This is a genomic window from Pseudomonas sp. NY8896, from assembly GCF_039634505.1.
In genome coordinates this window covers 2,139,762-2,157,990 of the sequence record NZ_CP132350.1, presented here as the reverse complement: position 1 = coordinate 2,157,990, position 18,229 = coordinate 2,139,762, and the positions used below count along the sequence as shown (strand labels likewise).

Below are 18,229 nucleotides of genomic sequence, written 5' to 3'. Positions count from 1 at the left end.
CCAGCGAGATCACGCTTCATGAAAACCTCCTCCCCCGGGGCCATCCGCGAACTGCTGGGCCTGCTCAAACCTTACCGCCCGGCGGTCATCGTCTCGGTGCTGCTGGGCATGGTCGGCGGCCTGGCCGTCACTGCGCTGCTGGCCACCGTCAACCAGGGCCTGCACGCTGAAGGCGGCATGAGCCAGGGTGTGATCCTGGCCTTTGCCGGCCTCTGTGTATTGGCCCTGGTCAGTAGCGTGGCGGCCGACAGCGGCACCAACTACGTCGGCCAGAAGGTCATTGCCCGGTTGCGCAAGGACCTGGGCGCCAAGGTGCTGTCGGCACCGATCGAGCAGATCGAGCGCTACCGCACCCACCGCCTGATCCCCGTGCTGACCCGCGACGTCGACACCATCAGCGACTTTGCCTTCGCCTTTGCACCGCTGGCCATTTCGCTCACCACGGTAACCGGTTGCATGGCCTACCTGGCGTGGCTGTCGTGGCCGATCTTCCTCATCACCCTGGCAGCCATCGGCATCGGCAGCGGCATCCAGTACGTGGCACGGCAAAAAGGCGTGGCTGGCTTCAACGCCGCCCGCGATGCCGAAGACAACCTGCAGAAGCACTATTCGGCCATTGCCGAAGGGGCCAAGGAGCTGCGCATCGACCGCCGTCGCCGCCATGCCATGCTGACGCGCAACATCCAGGGCACCGCCGACTTCATCGCCAACACTCACATCCGCGCCATCAACATCTTCGTGGCGGCCAAGAGCCTGGGGTCGATGCTGTTCTTCGTGGTCATCGGCCTGACCTTGGCCCTGCAATCGCTGTGGCCAAGCAATGACCCGGCGGTGATGAGCGGTTTCGTGCTGGTGCTGCTGTACATGAAAGGCCCGCTGGAAACGCTGATCGGCAACCTGCCGATCCTCGGCCGCGCCCAGGTGGCGTTCCGCCGTATAGCCGACCTGTCCGAACGCTTCTCCTCGCCCGAACCGCACCTGCTGCTGGAGCCGCCGGTCAAGCGCGAAACCCCGGCTACCGCGCACCTGGAGCTGCACAACGTCGAATACGCGTACCCACCCGTGGACGGCAACGAGCCGTTTCGCGTTGGGCCTGTGAACCTGAGCATCGAACCGGGCGAAATCCTGTTCATCGTCGGGGAAAACGGCTGCGGCAAGACTTCGCTGATCAAGCTGCTACTGGGCCTGTACGCCCCACAACGCGGTGAAGTGCGCCTGAACGGCAAGGCCGTCGGCCCGGAGGCGCTGGACGACTATCGCCAGCTGTTCACCACCGTGTTCGCCGATTACTATCTGTTCGAAGACCTGCCCGAGCACGAGCACAGCCTGCCCAGCGATGCCACGCGTTACCTGGAACGGCTGGAAATTGCCCACAAGGTCAGCGTACGCGATGGCGCCTTCACCACCACCGACTTGTCGACCGGGCAGCGCAAGCGCCTGGCGCTGGTCAATGCCTGGCTGGATGGGCGGCCGGTACTGGTGTTCGATGAGTGGGCGGCGGACCAGGACCCAACCTTCCGCCGGGTGTTCTACACCGAGCTGTTGCCGGACCTGAAGCGTTTGGGCAAGACCATCATCGTGATCTCGCATGATGACCGGTACTTCGATACGGCGGACAAGGTGGTGCACCTGAGCCGTGGGAAGGTGGTCGAGGCATTGGAGCCGGCTTGAGTGACCGAGGGGCGCTATGCGCCCCATCACCTTTACGCTCCCTATAATCGATCTATAGTCGACCTATAATTGCCTATAAACCACGTCTCTCATACGGCCTATAATAGCTCTATAATCACTCTATAATTGACTATAAAGCTGTATGGGAGGCCGTAATGCCGGAAACCGCCCAGCGCTAGCATCGCGGCTGTCGAAATTGATCATGCAAGTTGCCGTGGGCAGTGCAGCAAGCTCGGGGGTGTTTCTGGCGGCCCCCAGGCGTACCGGTAAATCCACCTTTGCACGCGAAGACCTTCGACCCGCTCTCGAAGCTGCGCAGGCAATCGTGCTGTACGCCGACCTCTGGAAAGACCTGACCAAAGACCCAGGCCAAGTCATCGTGGAAACCGTGCGTGAGGCGCTCGGGCGTAACGAAGGCTTCATTACGCGGCTGGCAAAGTCCACTGGCATGGAGAAGGTAACCGTAGGTGGCCTGAATTTCAGCGTGGACAAGATCGGGCTGGGGCAAGATGTCGATCTCACCAGTGCGCTGGTCGCGCTCTCCGACGAATCACGCAAGATCATCGTGCTGATCATCGACGAGGCGCAACATGCAATCACGACCGACCAGGGAATAGCAGCCTTGTTCGCCCTCAAAGCGGCCCGGGACGAACTCAACAGCTCGAAGCACCATGGGTTGCGCATCGTTTGCACGGGCTCGAACCGGGACAAACTGGCCATGCTGCGCAATAGCAAAGATCAGGCGTTCTTCGGCGCTGCGATGGTGCAGTTCCCAACGCTGGATCAGGGCTTCATCGACTGGCTTTGCGCCAACATCGATCTCCCCTGCGCACTCGACCCGGTAGAGGTGTTCCAACTGTTCAAAGAAAGCGGCTACCGCCCTGAGTTACTGGGCGCGGCAGCGGATGAAATACGCTTCGACTTCAGCATCGAGCCTGAAGCCGTACCGGCACGGTTCCGAGAGCTTGTTCAGGCGCAAGCCAATGACCTTAACGCGAACCTGAAAAAGGTGATCCACAGCCTCACTCCGATTCAATCCGCCGTTCTACGCGTCATGTGCGTAAAGGGTAATGAATACGCACCGTTTGAGGCCCCAACCCTGGCACTGTACGCCAAAGCGATGGAACGGGCGGGTGTGCAGGAAAGCGAAATCAAGGCCGAGGTGCCGGGGGTTCAGCAAGCGCTCATCGCCTTGCAGGACAAGCATCTGGTGTGGAGGGCATCACGGGGCGTATACGCGGTAGATGAGCAGGTAATCGTCGATCTGGTCCGCGCTGATGGCTTGCTGGAAGGGCTTGGCTGAAGGTTCCTGTACGTAGAGCGCCCCATCAATCTGGCGCTCTACGCAGGCCGCAATCAGAACAACCAGCGGTACAGTGCGTAAGCCACCACCACCGCCAGCACCGGCCGCAGCACGCGGTAGGCCTTGGGGTTGGCGCGCTTGAACTGCTTCACGTGGCTGCTGATCTTGTTGCTGAAGCGCTTGCTCCAGGCATACGCCTGGTTGATCCCACCCACGCGCTCGTCGTCGGTGTTCTGCGGCGCGGTGGCACGGCCGAGAAAGGCACTGACCTGGCGGTTGATGCGGGTCATCAGCGGGCTGCTCAGTGGGCGCTCGATGTCGCAGAACAGGATCACCCGCGTAACGTCAGTTTCGTTCTTGACCCAGTGCACGTACGTTTCGTCGAACATCACGTCTTCGCCATCACGCCAGGCGTATTCCTGGCCATCCACGTAAATGCGGCAGGCGTCGGAGTTGGGCGTGGACAGGCCCAGGTGGTAGCGCAGCGAGCCTGCGAATGGGTCGCGGTGCGGGTTCAGGTGGCTGCCGCCGGGCAGCAGGGCGAACATCGCGCCTTTGACGTTGGGGATGCTGCTGACCAGCTCGACCGTGCGCGGGCACAAAGCTTCGGCCGACGGCAGGGGTTTGTCGTACCACTTCAGGTAAAAGCGCTTCCAGCCCTTCTTGAAGAACGAGCCAAAGCCTGCGTCGTTGTCCTTTTCGGCGGCGCGGATATAGCCCTCGTCGAACAGGCGCATGGCCTCTTCGCGGATCTCCTGCCAGTTGTCTTTCAGCACGTCCAGTTCTGGGAAGCGCTGGCGGTCCAGGTAGGGTTTGGACGGCACGCCGGAAAACAGGTACATCAACGCGTTGTAGGGGGCGAACAACGCCGAATGGTTGACGAACTGGCGCAACACCGGCAGGCGGGCCTTGCCGCGCAGGTGCACGAACAGCACGCTGCCGAAAAACACCAGCAAGACACCCGCCTTGGCTGCAAAGGAAAAGGTCATGCTTTTACTCCTTGGGGAAGAGCCAGGGCTGCGCGGCCTGCTCTCCAAAAAATCATCCTGCCATCATAAACCGATCCCGCCGAGGTAAAAACAACCCGGGCGGGATCGCATTGATGAAGATTTTGCAATAAACCAGGCCGCCCAACCTTGCGCCGGATCAGCGGCAACGCCGATTATTGCTGGTTTTCCTGCTCGCTGAACAGGTCGCTGAACAGCATGCTCGACAGGTAACGCTCGCCCGAATCGGGCAGGATTACGACGATGGTCTTACCTTGCATTTCCGGCTTTTCGGCCAGGCGCACGGCCGCCGCCATGGCCGCACCGCAAGAAATGCCGCACAGGATGCCCTCTTCCTGCATCAGGCGAATGGCCATGGCCTTGGACTCTTCGTCGGTCACCGTCGCCACTTGGTCGACGATCGACAAGTCGAGGTTTTTCGGCACGAAACCGGCGCCAATGCCCTGGATTTTGTGCGGGCTGGGCTTGAGTTCTTCGCCGGCCAGGGTCTGGGTAATCAGCGGCGACGAAACGGGTTCCACGGCCACCGAGAGGATCGCCTTGCCCTGGGTGTGCTTGATGTAGCGCGATACACCGGTGATGGTGCCACCGGTACCCACGCCCGCCACCAGCACGTCAACCGCACCGTCGGTATCGTTCCAGATCTCCGGTCCTGTGGTCTTTTCGTGGATGGCCGGGTTGGCCGGGTTTTCGAACTGGCCCGGCAGGAAGTACTGGGCGGGGTCGGAGGCGACGATTTCGTTGGCCTTCTCGATGGCGCCCTTCATGCCCTTGGCCGGGTCGGTCAGCACCAGTTCGGCGCCCAGCGCCTTCAGCACCTTGCGGCGCTCCAGGCTCATCGAGGCGGGCATGGTCAGCATCAGCTTGTAGCCACGGGCAGCGGCAACGAAGGCCAGGCCGATACCGGTGTTGCCCGAGGTAGGCTCGACGATGGTCATGCCCGGCTTGAGCTTGCCGCTGCTCTCGGCGTCCCAGACCATGTTCGCGCCGATGCGGCATTTGACCGAATAACCTGGGTTGCGCCCTTCGATCTTGGCAAGGATGGTCACACCGCGAGGGGCGATGCGGTTGATCTGCACCAACGGCGTGTTGCCGATGGAATGGGCGTTGTCTGCAAAGATACGGCTCATGGCAGGGGTCCTTGGCATGAAAAAAAGCAGGGAAAGACCTCAAGGGTAAGCCCCGGCCGATGGCCCGTAAAGCCTGTTCGAACTCAGCGGGGCGCGTCGCGGTCAACCGCACATCCTGCCTTGGAGACGCTCCGATGAGAGCCCGTTATCGCTGGCCGCTGTTGGGCCTGGGCAGCCTGATCGTGCTGCTGGTTGCCCTGCACCTGGCCCTGCCCTACCTGGTGCGCGACTACCTGAACGACAAACTGGCCGACATGGGTGACTACCGCGGCCAGGTAGCCGATGTGGACCTGGCCTGGTGGCGCGGCGCATACCAGATCAATGGCCTGAAAATCGTCAAGACCAGCGGCAAGGTGCCGGTACCGTTTCTCGACGCGCCGCTGATCGACCTTTCGGTGAGTTGGCGTTCGCTGTGGTACGACAAAGCGGTGGTGGCCGAGGTGACCTTCGTGCGCCCCGAGCTGAATTTCGTCGACGGTGGCAGCAAACAGGCATCGCAGACGGGCCAGGGCACCGACTGGCGCCAGCAGCTGGAAAAACTGCTGCCCATCACCCTCAACGAAGTGCGAATCGACAACGGCGTGCTGACCTTCCGCAACTTCAACTCCAAACCACCGGTCGACCTCAAGGCCACACAACTGAACGCCAACATCCGCAACCTGACCAATGTTCGCGACAAAAAAGGCCGTCGCGATGCGAGTTTCGAAGGTACGGCGCTCATCGCGGGCGATGCGAAGGTAGAAAGCCGTGCCACCTTCGACCCGTTCAGTGATTTCGATGACTTCAAATTCAGGCTTCGCGCTACCGGCATCGAACTGCGCAAACTGAATGATTTTGCCAGCGCCTATGGCAAGTTCGACTTCAATGCCGGGCATGGTGACGTGGTGATCGAGGCCCAGGCGGAAAACGGCCGGCTAAATGGCTATATAAAGCCGCTGCTGCGCGATGTCGACGTGTTCGACTGGCAACAGGACGTCGAAGAAAAGGACAAGGGCTTCTTCCGCTCGGTGTGGGAGGCCTTGGTGGGTGCGACCGAGACGGTCCTGAAGAACCAGCCGAAAAACCAGTTCGCCACCCGCGTGGAACTCAGTGGCAGCGTGCACAAGCAGGATATCAGCGCCTTCGAGGCGTTCTTGCAGATCCTGCGCAACGGGTTTATCCAGGCGTTCAATGCCCGGTATGAGCGGGGGGCGCCGGATGCCGACTGAGTCGGCGTGACGGGGCATTCAGGGACTGAATACCCGGTCTGCGTTTTCAGTTGCCTAACCCCGCGTTATAGTCGGTGACAAATAAATTCATGTGTTGCCTGTACCGGCCTCTTCGCGGGTAAAACCGCTCCTGCACAGGACCGCGCAGCCCTCAAGCTTGCGCCGTTCTGTGTAGGAGCGGTTTTACCCGCGAAGAGGCCTGTACAGGCTTACAACAGAGGACAAACCGATGAAGTTCGAAGGCACCCGCGACTACGTCGCCACAGACGACCTGAAACTGGCGGTAAATGCGGCTATCACCCTCGAACGCCCGCTGCTGGTCAAGGGTGAACCGGGCACCGGCAAGACCATGCTCGCCGAGCAGTTGGCCGCCTCGTTCGGCGCTCGCCTGATCACCTGGCACATCAAGTCCACCACCAAGGCCCACCAAGGGCTGTACGAGTACGACGCAGTCAGCCGCCTGCGCGATTCGCAGTTGGGCGTGGACAAGGTGCACGATGTGCGCAATTACCTGAAAAAGGGCAAGCTGTGGGAGGCCTTCGAGGCCGAAGAGCGGGTGATTCTGCTGATCGACGAAATCGACAAGGCCGACATCGAGTTCCCCAACGACCTGCTGCAAGAACTCGACAAGATGGAGTTCTACGTCTACGAAATCGACGAGACCATCAAGGCCAAGCAACGCCCGATCATCATCATTACCTCGAACAACGAAAAAGAGCTGCCGGACGCTTTCCTGCGCCGCTGCTTCTTCCACTACATTGCCTTCCCCGACCGCACCACCTTGCAGCAGATCGTCGACGTGCATTACCCGAACATCAGCCAGTCGCTGGTCAGTGAGGCGCTGGATGTGTTCTTCGACGTACGCAAAGTGCCGGGCCTGAAGAAAAAGCCGTCCACCTCCGAGCTGGTCGACTGGCTCAAGTTGCTGATGGCCGACAATATCGGTGAAGCGGTGTTGCGCGAACGCGACCCGACCAAGGCCATTCCGCCGCTGGCCGGTGCGCTGGTGAAGAACGAGCAGGACGTGCAACTGCTCGAGCGCCTGGCCTTCATGAGCCGGCGCGGCAACCGCTGACAGGAGCCGGGCCATGCTGCTCAACCTGTTCAATGAAATGCGTGCGGCCAAGGTGCCGGTATCGGTACGCGAGTTGCTGGACCTGCATCAGGCCCTGCAAAAGCACGTGGTGTTCGCCGACATGGACGAATTCTACTACCTCGCCCGCGCCATCCTGGTGAAGGACGAACGCCATTTCGACAAGTTCGACCGGGCCTTTGCCGCCTACTTCAAAGGCCTGGAAAACCTCGACCGGCATATCGAGGCACTGATCCCCGAAGACTGGCTGCGCAAGGAGTTCGAGCGCTCGCTGAGCGAGGAGGAACGCGCGCAGATCCAGTCGCTGGGCGGCCTGGACAAGCTGATCGAGGCATTCAAGAAACGCCTTGAAGAGCAAAAGGAACGCCACGCTGGCGGCAACAAGTGGATCGGTACCGGCGGCACCAGCCCGTTCGGCTCGGGCGGTTTCAACCCCGAAGGCATTCGCGTTGGCGAGGCCGGTAAACGCCAAGGCAAAGCGGTAAAGGTGTGGGACCAGCGCGAGTACAAGAACCTCGACGATCAGGTGGAACTGGGCACACGCAACATCAAGCTGGCCCTGCGCCGGCTGCGCAAGTTCGCCCGTGAAGGCGCCGCCGAAGAGCTGGACATCGACGGCACCATCGACCACACCGCGCGTGACGCCGGGTTGCTGAACATCCAGATGCGCCCGGAACGGCGCAACACCGTCAAGCTGCTGTTGCTGTTCGATATCGGCGGCTCGATGGACGCCCACATCAAGGTCTGCGAAGAGCTGTTCTCAGCCTGTAAAACCGAGTTCAAGCACCTGGAGTACTACTACTTCCACAACTTCCTCTACGAGTCGGTGTGGAAGAACAACCTGCGCCGCACCTCGGAGCGGTATTCCACCTTCGACCTGCTGCACAAGTATGGCGACGACTACAAAGTGATTTTCGTCGGCGACGCGGCCATGGCGCCCTACGAAATCACCCAGCCAGGTGGCAGCGTGGAGCACTGGAACGAAGAGGCCGGGTACGTGTGGATGCAGCGGTTCATGGAGAAATTCAGGAAGATCATCTGGATCAACCCGTATCCGAAGCAAGCCTGGGATTACACGGCTTCGACCCATCTGGTGAGGGACTTGATCGAGGACAAGATGTACCCGTTGACCTTGCAGGGGTTGGAGGAAGGGATGCGGTATCTGTCCAAGTGATGCAGCCTATATGGGCCCTTTCGCGGGTTTACCGCGAAAGGGCTGGCAGCCTCACCGCCAACGATCCAGGTAAACCTGGTGCTCCCGCCAAGCCTCGTCCTGCACCACCGCCTTGAACCGCACCACCGTCCCTGGCATGCACTGCGCCAGCTGCGCCAGCGCCAACGGCGTCAACGCCCCCAGCCGCGGATAACCGCCAATGGTCTGCCGGTCATTGAGCAACACGATCGGCTGCCCATCCGGCGGTACCTGCACCGCCCCCAGCGGTATCCCTTCGGAAATCATCGGTGCACCCTGATAGACCAGCTGCGGCCCCAACAGACGGATACCCATGCGGTCCGCCCGGCTGTCCAGTGTCCACTCCCGGTTGAAGGCCTCGAACAGGCTGGTACCGCTGAATTCACCGATCTGCGCGCCCATCACCAGGTCAAGCACAGGCTTTTGCGGGTACTGTGGACGCAGTGCGTGCGGCACCTCGCGCAGGGTTGCATCGCTGCCGGTGAAACTTAATGCCTGGCCTTTAGCCAACGCGGCACCCTGGCCATCGATGCCACCCAGTTCTTCACGGACCACCGTGGCACAACTGCCCAGTACATCCTCGCCCCTGAACCCACCCGGTGCCGCCAGGTATGCCCGCACACCCTGCCTGGGCTGCTTCAGGGTCAGGCGCTGCCCCTGGCCCAGAGCAAAGCTGCGCCAAGGTGCGATCGGCTGATCATCGACGCGCGCGTCCAGGTCGGCACCGGCCAGCGCCAGCACACAATCCTGCTCCGCCACTGCACAAAAACCTCCCAGCGCCACCTCGACAACCGGCGCGTCCAACGGGTTGCCCAGCAGCCAGTTGGCCCAGTGCATCGCCACCCAGTCCAACGCGCCGCCCTGGGTCACCCCCAGATGGCGTACGCCGAAACGCCCGGCGTCCTGCAACTGACACAACGGCGTACTGGCCTCGATCTTCAACTGCGTCATCCTTGCGCCTCCACATCACCGCCCAAGGCCAGGAACTCGCTACGTGAAACCGGCACGAAACGCACCCGATCACCCGGTTGCAACAGGCTGTAGCCCTCACGCTCTCGGTCGAACAAGCGCACCGGGGTACGCCCGATCAGGTTCCAGCCACCCGGCGATACCGCCGGATACGCCGCCGTCTGGCGCTCGGCAATGCCCACGCTACCCGCCGCCACCCGCTTGCGCGGGGTGCTCAGGCGTGGGCTGGCCAGGCGTTCGTCCACCAGGCCCATGAAACCGAAACCGGGGGCGAACCCCAAAGCAAAAACCGGGTAATCACGTTCGCTGTGCAAGTGAACAACCTCGGCTTCAGTCAACCCGCTACGGGCCGCCAGCACAGGCAGTTCAGGGCCGACGCTGGCGTCGTACCACACCGGGATCTCATGTCGGCGCCCGCCGCCGCCGGCGTCGGGCTGCAAACCTTCCAGCGCCTGATCAATCAGTGCCCTCGCCTCGCCAGGCGGCAGGGCGAACTGCACCATCAGCGTGGTGTAGGACGGCACCAGGTCCAGCAGATGCTCGCCGAACGCTGCGCTCAAACGCTGGCTGGCTGCAAGCATCCACGGCATGTTGGCCTCGTCGATACGGTCGAACAAGCGCACCATCAGGCTGTCGATGGCCACCACTTCAATGCGCGCTTTCATCGCGGCTCCAAGGCATCGAGGGCCTGGCGTATCTGCCGCACCGCCGCCACCGAGCTGTCGTTATCGCCATGTACGCACAGCGTGCTTGCCTGCAGGCGCAGGGCGCTACCATCGTCCGCTACCAGTGTGTCACCACGGGCCAGGCGCACGGCTTGCTCCACCACCAGCGCCGGGTCGTGATGCACCGCACCCGGCAAGCGGCGCGATACCAAGTGGCCGCTGGCGGTGTAGGCGCGGTCAGCGAACGCCTCGAACCACAGCGGTACGCCGATTTCATCGCCCAAGGCCTGGGCGGCCCGGTTGTCGGCGGTGGCCATCAACATCAGCGGCAGGGTGCTGTCGTAGGCTGCCACGGCCTCCAGCACCGTGCGCAGTTTGAGCGGGTCGGCCATCATGTCGTTGTACAGCGCACCATGGGGCTTCACGTAGGCCACGCGGCCACCCAGCACTTTGCAGATGCCGTCCAGCGCACCGATCTGGTAGTGCAGCAGGTCGCGGATTTCCTCGGGGCTGCAGGCCATGGAGCGGCGGCCGAAGCCGACCAGGTCCGGGTAGGCCGGGTGCGCACCGATGGTCACGCCGTGCTCCAACGCCAAAGCCACGGTGCGGCGCATGATGCTGGGGTCGCCAGCGTGGTAGCCGCAGGCGATGTTGGCGCAATCGATGTAAGGCATGACCTCGGCATCCAGGCCCATGCGCCAGCTGCCGAAACTCTCGCCCATGTCGCAATTGAGTAGCAGGCGTTCCACCACGCGGTCTCCCTTGTTGTTGTTCATAGGCCTACCTTACCGCGCCAGCAGCTGTTTGCCGCGTGTTTCCGGCAGGCTCAAGGCGGCCACGATCACAATGCCGTAGGACACCGCAGAAAACACGCCGATACCCAGGCCCAGGGGCACGTTCTGGCCGAGCATGCCGATCAGCAACGGGAACAGCGCCGCAATGACTTTGCCGATGTTGTAGCAGAAACCCTGCCCCGAGCCCCGGATGCGCGTGGGGAACAGTTCGGTCAGGAATGCGCCCATGCCGCTGAAGATACCCGATGCGAAGAAGCCCAGCGGGAAGCCCAGCCACAGCATCACCCCATCGCTGACCGGCATCTGCGTGTACAGCAGCACGATGACGAACGAGCCCACGGCGAACAGGATGAAGTTCTTCTTGCGCCCCAGCAGGTCGGACAAGTACGCGCTGACCACATAACCCACGTACGAGCCGACGATCACCATGGCCAGGTAGCCACCCGTGCCCAGCACGCTCAGACCGCGCTCGTTCTTGAGGAAGGTCGGCAGCCACGAGGTGATGGCGTAGTACCCACCCAGTGCGCCAGTGGTCAGCAGGGACGCACGTACAGTGGTCCAGAGCATGCCCGGTGCGAAGATTTCGTAGAAGTGCGAAGGTGCCTCGGCGTTTTCCACCGACTTGGCCTCGCGGTATACCTCGGGGTCCTTGACCAGGCGGCGAACGAAAATCACGAAGATCGCCGGTACCAGCCCCAGCAGGAACAGTGCACGCCAGGCCTGCTCTGGCGGCAACCATGAGAACAGCAGCGCATAGAGAATCGCCGTGAGGCCCCAGCCGATGGCCCAGCCGGACTGCACCATACCAACCGCCTTGCCTCGGTCCTGAGCACGGATCACTTCGCCGATCAACACCGCACCGGCGGTCCATTCGCCGCCGAAACCAAAGCCCATCAAGGTGCGGGCGATCAGCAGTTGCTCATAGTTCTGGGCGAAGCCGCACAGGAAGGTGAAGAAGGCGAACCACAGCACCGTCAACTGCAGGGTGCGTACCCGGCCGATGCGGTCGGAAAGAATACCGGCCACCCAGCCACCCACGGCCGAAGCGATCAGCGTGCTGGTGTGGATCAACCCGGCTTCGGTGGTGGTGATGCCCCACAGCATGATCAGCGTGGGGATGACGAAGCTGAGCATCTGCGTGTCCATGCCGTCCAGGCCATAGCCGATCTTGCAGCTCCAGAAGGTGCGCCGTTGCTGTTTGTCGATGTCGCGGTACCAGGCGAAGGGCCCGGACGAAGGGGGGGAACTGACCTGCTGCTGCACGCCGGTGGGGTTCATGGATGCCTCGGCTTGTTGGTATTGTTTTATGGGCGACATAAAGCGTCGCGGCCTGGGCACCATTGTTCAGAGGCCGCGACGCTTGAGTCCAACGATAAAAACCGCCGGTCTGGAACAAGAAAAACTGATCATGAACCTTCGCTTCCTCGAAACCTTCGTCTGGGTCGCCCGGCTCAAAAGCTTCCGCCTGACGGCGCAAAAGCTGTTCACCACCCAGGCCTCGGTGTCCAGCCGCATTGCCGCGCTGGAGGCCGACCTGGGCGTAAAACTGCTGCTGCGCGATTCCCGGGGCGTCAGCCTGACCCCAGAAGGTGGCAAGGTGCTGGAATATGCCGAGCGCATGCTGGAAACCGCCAAGGCCATGAAGCAGTCGCTGGACAGCGACCGGGCCAAGGTCGGGCGAATTCGTATTGGCGTGATGGACACGGTAATCCACACCTGGATGAGCGCGCTGGTGGCGGAACTGACCGAGCGCTACCCACAGGTGGAAATCGAGCTGGTGGCCGACACCGCGCTGAACCTGCGCGAGCAGTTGCAAAAGGGTTTTCTCGACGTGATTCTGCAGACCGACTTGCTGCGCGAGCAGTCCATCCGCAGCCTCGACCTGGCGCGCTACCCGATGGGCTGGGTAGTGGCTGCCGGCTCGCACCAGCACCGGGACTATGCCTCGCTGGCCGAGCTTGGTCGCGAGCGCATCATCACCTTCTCGAAGAACTCACGGCCGCACCAAGAGGTGCTGAGTCTTCTGCAAGCTGCGGGCGCAGAAGCGCCGCGGTTGAACTGCGTGAACTCGGTGGCGGCGATCACCCGGCTGTTGCGCGACGGTTTTGGCATTGGCGCATTGCCCCCAGCGCTGGTGGATGCCGAGCTGGGCCGGGGTGAGTTGGTGCTGCTGGAGGGGCTGCAACCGCCGCCGAGCCTGGAGCTGGTGGTGGCGTGGCAGACCGGGGTGGCGTTGGTGGATGAGGTGGTTGGGGTTTGTCGACAGGTGCTGGAAGCGTATGCGCGGGATGTGGGGGGGCAGCGGATAATGCTCTTCTGATACGACCAGCGTGGTTTTTGGACTACCGCCTACGGTTCTCATCCCGTGAATGGCTGCCACCCAAGTCCTGTGGAAACGATTGAACTGGCGGTTCCAGCAGAGAAAACGCCAAACTCCGCACCTGATAATTCTGCCAGTAGTAAATTCGGGTTATGCCGCGTAGTTTACCGTTCGTGCAACTACTGCACACCAGCGTAGAGTGAACGATCATGAAAAGTGAACGGCAACTGCTTGAGGATCCATTTTACGGTGAGCCCAAATCATCCGACAGCCACCCCGGAAAGTTCAAAGGCAAGATGAAATGGCCACTCGGGCGAGAAGCGCCTCTCAAACCTATCGATGTATATTTAACTATCAGTGATGCGAACTATTGGAGAGGTGTCGCCATTCTAGACAAACCGTTTGATCGCGTCGTCGTATCTATAAAAAAAGGACTTCCGGATGGAGTTTACTCGACCAGCGATTTCAACAATAATATCTTCGTCAAATGCATTTATGACGGCATGATTGCCGGCAGCATGGTTGGAACAGTAAAGTTTGATACAAAAATGGGAAACCTCAAGATTACCGATGTTTCTGGCAGTTTCGAGGCTGACTACAGCAGGACGCCAGACATGCCCGCCCCCCTGAAAAATGCCCCTCCCAAAACAAACAATGAAACATCCAAGTTCAAACTATCCTGCAATTTTGAGTTCTTGGATATTGCTAAATCATCCACGGACAAAACGTGATGAAATGCAGTTTCCTTCTCCAATTACCAACATGGCTTTCATGCGACCGCCTTGTCCTGACGACTGCGTTCGCATGAGAGGCCCGGCCACGGCCTGCAGGTCATGGAGCCAGAGAGTGTCGCCGGCCCGACAATCTAGGCATCACTGCTAAAGCCCTGGGGGCGCTGCGCGCAGCTTAGCGCCAGCTTTCTTTCACCGCCCTGCGCCGCCCACCCAGGATCACCCAGCCAATCCCCAGCAACAGGCTTTCGACCACAAAGGCCAGCACAAACCCTGCGCCAACGCCCCAGCCAATCGCCTCGGGCACCAGCAAAATCTGGTAGCTGTAACCATTGAGGGTTTCTTCGCGCAACTGCGGGTCGGCCTGCACCAGCACATGCCAGGTACGCTCGGCCCACGGCCCTTGCAGCGCCTGCCATTCGTTTTCCAGCAGTTCGTTGCGGATCATCAGGCTTTCGATGCTGTTGGCATCACTGTTGAACACCGGGTCGTCACTGCTGCGGTAATGCTGCAGCAACGCCTGCAAGTCGCCTTTGAAAAAGCGCTCAGCCGTTTGCCGAAACCCGTCGAGCGCCTCGCGCGACTCGAACAGGTGCGCCTCGACCCGCTGGCTATAGTCCTTGACCAGCCCCGGGACCTGAATGCCGGCCAGCAGGCCGAAGGTGAACAGCAGCAACCGCAGGTAACTTCTGAACATGCAGCGTCCTTAGCTTTGGCCGTGCGCCACGCATTCGCCATGGCGCCACAGCGCCCACTGACCCGGCTCGTAGCGGTGCCAGGTCTCGTTTTCGGTCAGGGCCTCGGTGGCGATCACCGTGACCACGTCGTTGGGGGTGGTTTCGGTATGAAAATCAACGATCAGGTCGACATCTTTCAAGCGTGCAGCGCCAAACGGCGCTCGCCGGGTGATGTGCACCAGCTTGGTCGAGCAGAAGCAGAACAGCCAGTCGCCGTCACTGAGCATGCAGTTGAACACGCCCTGCCCACGGTAACCCGCACAGGCTTCGACCAGCACCGGCAGCAGCTGTTCCACCGGCACCGGCTCTGGAAAGGCACTGCGAATGCGGTTGAGCAGGTCGCAGAAAGCCGCCTCGCTGTCGGTATCACCGACCGGCCGGTAGAAGCTGGCCTGGCCCTTGAAGTCGCCCAACTGGCCGTTGTGCGCGAAGCACCAGTTGCGCCCCCACATTTCCCGCACGAACGGGTGGGTGTTGGACAGGCACACCTTGCCGACGTTGGCCTGGCGGATATGACCGATCACCACTTCGCTCTTGATCGGGTAGCGCTGCACCAGGTTGGCCACTTCCGATTCGCTGCTCGCGGCTGGGTCCTGGAACAGGCGCAGGCCACGGCCTTCGTAAAAGCCGATACCCCAGCCATCACGGTGAGGGCCGGTGCGCCCACCGCGCTGCATCAGGCCTGTGAAGCTGAAAACGATGTCGGTAGGGACGTTGGCACTCATGCCCAGCAGTTCACACATAGGCGTGTCTCCGTTTACAGACGGGGCTCGACCCGGCCACCGCCACGCGGGGCGGCTGGGAGCGGGGCGTCACGGTAACGGTCGCCGCGCTCAGCGGCCAGCGGCGCATGGGCAACGACTGCATCATCTTCAACCGCTTGGCGCTTGGCGGCGGCTTCGGCCTGCGCGCGGCGCTCACGGGCGCGTTTTTCAAGCGGCCAGCGCAGCAGCACGAAGAGGAAATACAGGCCAAAGGCGATCAAGCCATACATGGCGAAGTCGGACACTGCTCGCCAGGCGTTGTTACCGACCTTGAAGGCGACGTCCAACGCGGTGATGGCAATGGCCGGGGCGAAGCTGTCCTTTACCGGGTCGACGATGGTCGGCGTCAGCAGCAGCACCGCCAGCACCACCCGCAGCGGTTCGCGCAGCCAGCGCCACATCCAGCCGGTGAGCTTGAAGCCCACCAGCAGGCAGCCCAGCGCGGCCACAGCGTACAGGCCCCAGGCGAAGGTGTAGTCGTTCTCGGTCATGGTGTTCGTGCAAGCCAGGCAAAGAGATGCCTATGATAAACACTTTTCCGGGCGCAGACAGTGTTTGCCTGTCCCCAGCCAAGAGATCACCCATGCCCAACAAGCCTCAGCCGCCCATCGCCCACGCCGATAACGCCGCCGACCCGTACGCCTGGCTGCAACAGCGCGACACTCCCGAGGTACTCGCCTACCTGCAAGCCGAAAACGCCTACCAGGAAGCCTGCCTGGCCGACCAGGCAGCGTTGCGTGAGCAGTTGTTCGAAGAGATCAAGGGTCGCATCCTGGAAACCGACCTGTCGCTGCCGTCGCCCTGGGGCCCCTACCTGTACTACACCCGCACCACCGCCGGCGACGAGTACCCACGTCACTACCGCTGCCCACGCCCTGCCGACGATTCGAACACCGTCGATGAAAGCCAGGAGCAACTGCTGCTCGACCCCAACGCCCTGGCCAATGGCGGCTTCCTGTCGCTGGGGGCGTTCAACGTCAGCCCCGACCACCGCCTGCTGGCCTACAGCCTCGACACCAGTGGCGACGAAATCTACACCCTGTACGTCAAGGACTTGGCCAGTGGCAGCGTCACGCCCCTGCCCTTCGACGACTGCGACGGCAGCCTGACCTGGGCCAACGACAGCCAAACGCTGTTCTTCGCCGAACTGGACGACACCCATCGGCCATGGCGCCTGCATCGCCACACCCTGGGCACTGACGCCGTGCAGACCGTGTTCGAAGAGCCCGACGGGCGCTTCTTCCTGCACTGCTATCGCACCAGCTCCGAGCGCCAACTGGTGCTGCTGCTGAACAGCAAGACCACCAGCGAAGCCTGGGTACTGGACGCCGAAACCCCGCAGGCGCCGTTCACCTGCCTGGCGCCGCGTGTCGAAGGCCATGAATATTTCCCCGACCATGGCCAGCTCGACGGCGAGTGGCGCTGGTTCATCCGTACCAACCAGGACGGCATCAACTTCGCTCTTTACCATGCCCCTGTCGCGCCAGTGCCAGGCCGTGAGCAATGGCAGGTGCTGGTGGCGCACCGCGACGCAATCATGCTCGAAGGCCTCAGCCTCAATGCCAGCGCCCTCACCCTGAGCCTGCGTGAAGGCGGCCTGCCAATCATCGAAGTACGCCCGCAGGGGCTGTCGGCCTATCGCGTCGAGCTACCCGACGCCGCCTACAGCCTGTACGTACAGGACAGCCTGGAGTTCGTCAGCACACGCGTGCGCCTGCGCTACGAAGCCCTCAATCGCCCGGCCCAGGTGCGCCAGCTGGAGCTGGCCACGGGCGCGCAGGTTGTGCTCAAGCAAACCCCGGTGCTGGGTGCGTTCGATGCCGATGACTATGTCAGCGAGCGCCTGTGGGCGACTGCGGCGGACGGCACCCAGGTGCCGATCAGCCTGGTACGCCGTCGCCGCGACCAGGGCAAGACCGTGCCGCTGTACCTGTACGGTTACGGCGCCTATGGGGAAAGCCTCGACCCGTGGTTCTCCCATGCGCGCCTGAGCCTGCTGGAGCGTGGCGTGGCCTTTGCCATCGCCCACGTGCGCGGCGGCGGTGAACTGGGTGAAGCCTGGTACCGCGCGGGCAAGCAGGAGTACAAGCACAACACCTTCAGCGACTTCATCGCCTGCGCCGAGCACCTGATCGCCAAAGGCGTGACGGCTGCCGATCGCTTGGCCATCAGCGGCGGCAGCGCCGGCGGCCTGCTGATCGGCACGGTGCTCAACCTGCGCCCCGAGCTGTTCCGCTGCGCGATTGCCGAAGTGCCGTTCGTCGACGTGCTCAACACCATGCTCGACCCCGAGCTACCGCTGACCGTGACCGAATACGACGAATGGGGCAACCCAGAGGAACCGCAGGTTTACGAGCGCATCAAGGCGTATGCACCTTATGAGAACGTAAAGGCCCAGGACTATCCAGCGATGCTGGTGGTGGCGGGTTACAACGACAGCCGCGTGCAGTACTGGGAAGCGGCCAAATGGGTGGCGCGGTTGCGTACGCGCAAGACCGACGACCACCTGCTGCTGCTCAAGACCGAAATGGGCGCAGGGCATGGCGGGATGAGCGGGCGATACCAAGGGCTGAAGGATGTGGCGCTGGAATATGCGTTCGTATTCGGCGAGCTGGGTATCGTTTGAGATAGCTAGGGGCGCTTTG

Annotated in this window: 17 protein-coding genes; 8 read left to right on the top strand and 9 right to left on the bottom strand. The window is 61.9% G+C overall.

Annotated elements, in window-relative coordinates:
* Positions 1-18: 18 nt before the first annotated feature.
* Together Q9451_RS09720 and Q9451_RS09715 are read left to right on the top strand one after the other, a co-directional pair.
* The gene (locus tag Q9451_RS09720) at positions 19-1,671 is read left to right on the top strand and encodes a cyclic peptide export ABC transporter (protein WP_012273662.1); all 1,653 of its coding nucleotides are present in this window, start codon (positions 19-21) and stop codon (positions 1,669-1,671) included.
* Positions 1,672-1,996: 325 nt separating this feature from the next.
* Complete coding sequence (locus Q9451_RS09715; RefSeq protein ID WP_226342945.1) at positions 1,997-2,974, top strand: ATP-binding protein; 978 nt, start codon at positions 1,997-1,999, stop codon at positions 2,972-2,974.
* 53 nt (positions 2,975-3,027) lie between these two features.
* Here the strand turns inward: Q9451_RS09715 and Q9451_RS09710 are convergent, their stop codons facing one another.
* Positions 3,028-3,963 carry an aspartyl/asparaginyl beta-hydroxylase domain-containing protein gene (locus Q9451_RS09710; RefSeq protein WP_012273664.1) on the bottom strand — a complete coding sequence of 312 codons (936 nt, stop codon included), beginning with the start codon at positions 3,961-3,963 and terminating at the stop codon, positions 3,028-3,030.
* Positions 3,964-4,136: 173 nt separating this feature from the next.
* Complete coding sequence (gene cysK / locus Q9451_RS09705) at positions 4,137-5,111, bottom strand: cysteine synthase A (protein ID WP_012273665.1); 975 nt, start codon at positions 5,109-5,111, stop codon at positions 4,137-4,139.
* A gap of 134 nt (positions 5,112-5,245) precedes the next feature.
* On the opposite strand from cysK, the gene Q9451_RS09700 reads away from it, so the two are divergent.
* The 3 genes from Q9451_RS09700 (at position 5,246) to Q9451_RS09690 (ending at position 8,586) form a co-directional block, all read left to right on the top strand.
* The gene (locus Q9451_RS09700) at positions 5,246-6,319 is read left to right on the top strand and encodes a DUF748 domain-containing protein (protein WP_012273666.1); all 1,074 of its coding nucleotides are present in this window, start codon (positions 5,246-5,248) and stop codon (positions 6,317-6,319) included.
* 229 nt (positions 6,320-6,548) lie between these two features.
* Complete coding sequence (locus tag Q9451_RS09695; protein WP_012273667.1) at positions 6,549-7,394, top strand: MoxR family ATPase; 846 nt, start codon at positions 6,549-6,551, stop codon at positions 7,392-7,394.
* A gap of 13 nt (positions 7,395-7,407) precedes the next feature.
* A complete protein-coding gene (locus tag Q9451_RS09690) occupies positions 7,408-8,586 on the top strand; it encodes a VWA domain-containing protein (protein WP_012273668.1) in 1,179 nt (392 codons plus the stop codon).
* 51 nt (positions 8,587-8,637) lie between these two features.
* On the opposite strand, the gene Q9451_RS09685 is transcribed toward Q9451_RS09690, so the two are convergent.
* Genes Q9451_RS09685 through Q9451_RS09670 form a run of 4 tightly spaced genes read right to left on the bottom strand, consistent with a single transcriptional unit; the run spans position 8,638 to position 12,310 of the window.
* Positions 8,638-9,555 carry a biotin-dependent carboxyltransferase family protein gene (locus tag Q9451_RS09685; protein WP_012273669.1) on the bottom strand — a complete coding sequence of 306 codons (918 nt, stop codon included), beginning with the start codon at positions 9,553-9,555 and terminating at the stop codon, positions 8,638-8,640.
* On the bottom strand, positions 9,552-10,238 hold the full coding sequence (gene pxpB / locus Q9451_RS09680; protein ID WP_012273670.1) for a 5-oxoprolinase subunit PxpB: 687 nt from the start codon (positions 10,236-10,238) through the stop codon (positions 9,552-9,554). The genes Q9451_RS09685 and pxpB overlap by 4 nt, the downstream gene beginning before the upstream one ends.
* Positions 10,235-11,014, bottom strand: a complete 780-nt coding sequence (locus Q9451_RS09675; RefSeq protein ID WP_012273671.1) for a 5-oxoprolinase subunit PxpA — start codon at positions 11,012-11,014, stop codon at positions 10,235-10,237. The genes pxpB and Q9451_RS09675 overlap by 4 nt, the downstream gene beginning before the upstream one ends.
* 9 nt (positions 11,015-11,023) lie before the next feature.
* Complete coding sequence (locus Q9451_RS09670; protein WP_012273672.1) at positions 11,024-12,310, bottom strand: MFS transporter; 1,287 nt, start codon at positions 12,308-12,310, stop codon at positions 11,024-11,026.
* 130 nt (positions 12,311-12,440) lie between these two features.
* On the opposite strand from Q9451_RS09670, the gene Q9451_RS09665 reads away from it, so the two are divergent.
* The gene (locus Q9451_RS09665; RefSeq protein WP_012273673.1) at positions 12,441-13,352 is read left to right on the top strand and encodes a LysR family transcriptional regulator; all 912 of its coding nucleotides are present in this window, start codon (positions 12,441-12,443) and stop codon (positions 13,350-13,352) included.
* Between the two features lie 209 nt (positions 13,353-13,561).
* The gene (locus Q9451_RS09660; RefSeq protein WP_012273674.1) at positions 13,562-14,083 is read left to right on the top strand and encodes a hypothetical protein; all 522 of its coding nucleotides are present in this window, start codon (positions 13,562-13,564) and stop codon (positions 14,081-14,083) included.
* A gap of 175 nt (positions 14,084-14,258) precedes the next feature.
* On the opposite strand, the gene Q9451_RS09655 is transcribed toward Q9451_RS09660, so the two are convergent.
* The 3 genes from Q9451_RS09655 to Q9451_RS09645 are packed head-to-tail and all read right to left on the bottom strand — an operon-like array spanning position 14,259 to position 16,075.
* Complete coding sequence (locus Q9451_RS09655) at positions 14,259-14,780, bottom strand: DUF2937 family protein (protein ID WP_012273675.1); 522 nt, start codon at positions 14,778-14,780, stop codon at positions 14,259-14,261.
* Positions 14,781-14,789: 9 nt separating this feature from the next.
* Positions 14,790-15,563: a class II glutamine amidotransferase gene (locus Q9451_RS09650; RefSeq protein WP_012273676.1), complete on the bottom strand. Its 774-nt coding sequence runs from the start codon at positions 15,561-15,563 to the stop codon at positions 14,790-14,792.
* 14 nt (positions 15,564-15,577) lie between these two features.
* Complete coding sequence (locus Q9451_RS09645; protein ID WP_012273677.1) at positions 15,578-16,075, bottom strand: hypothetical protein; 498 nt, start codon at positions 16,073-16,075, stop codon at positions 15,578-15,580.
* Positions 16,076-16,167: 92 nt separating this feature from the next.
* On the opposite strand from Q9451_RS09645, the gene Q9451_RS09640 reads away from it, so the two are divergent.
* The gene (locus Q9451_RS09640) at positions 16,168-18,210 is read left to right on the top strand and encodes a S9 family peptidase (protein WP_012273678.1); all 2,043 of its coding nucleotides are present in this window, start codon (positions 16,168-16,170) and stop codon (positions 18,208-18,210) included.
* Positions 18,211-18,229: the final 19 nt, after the last annotated feature.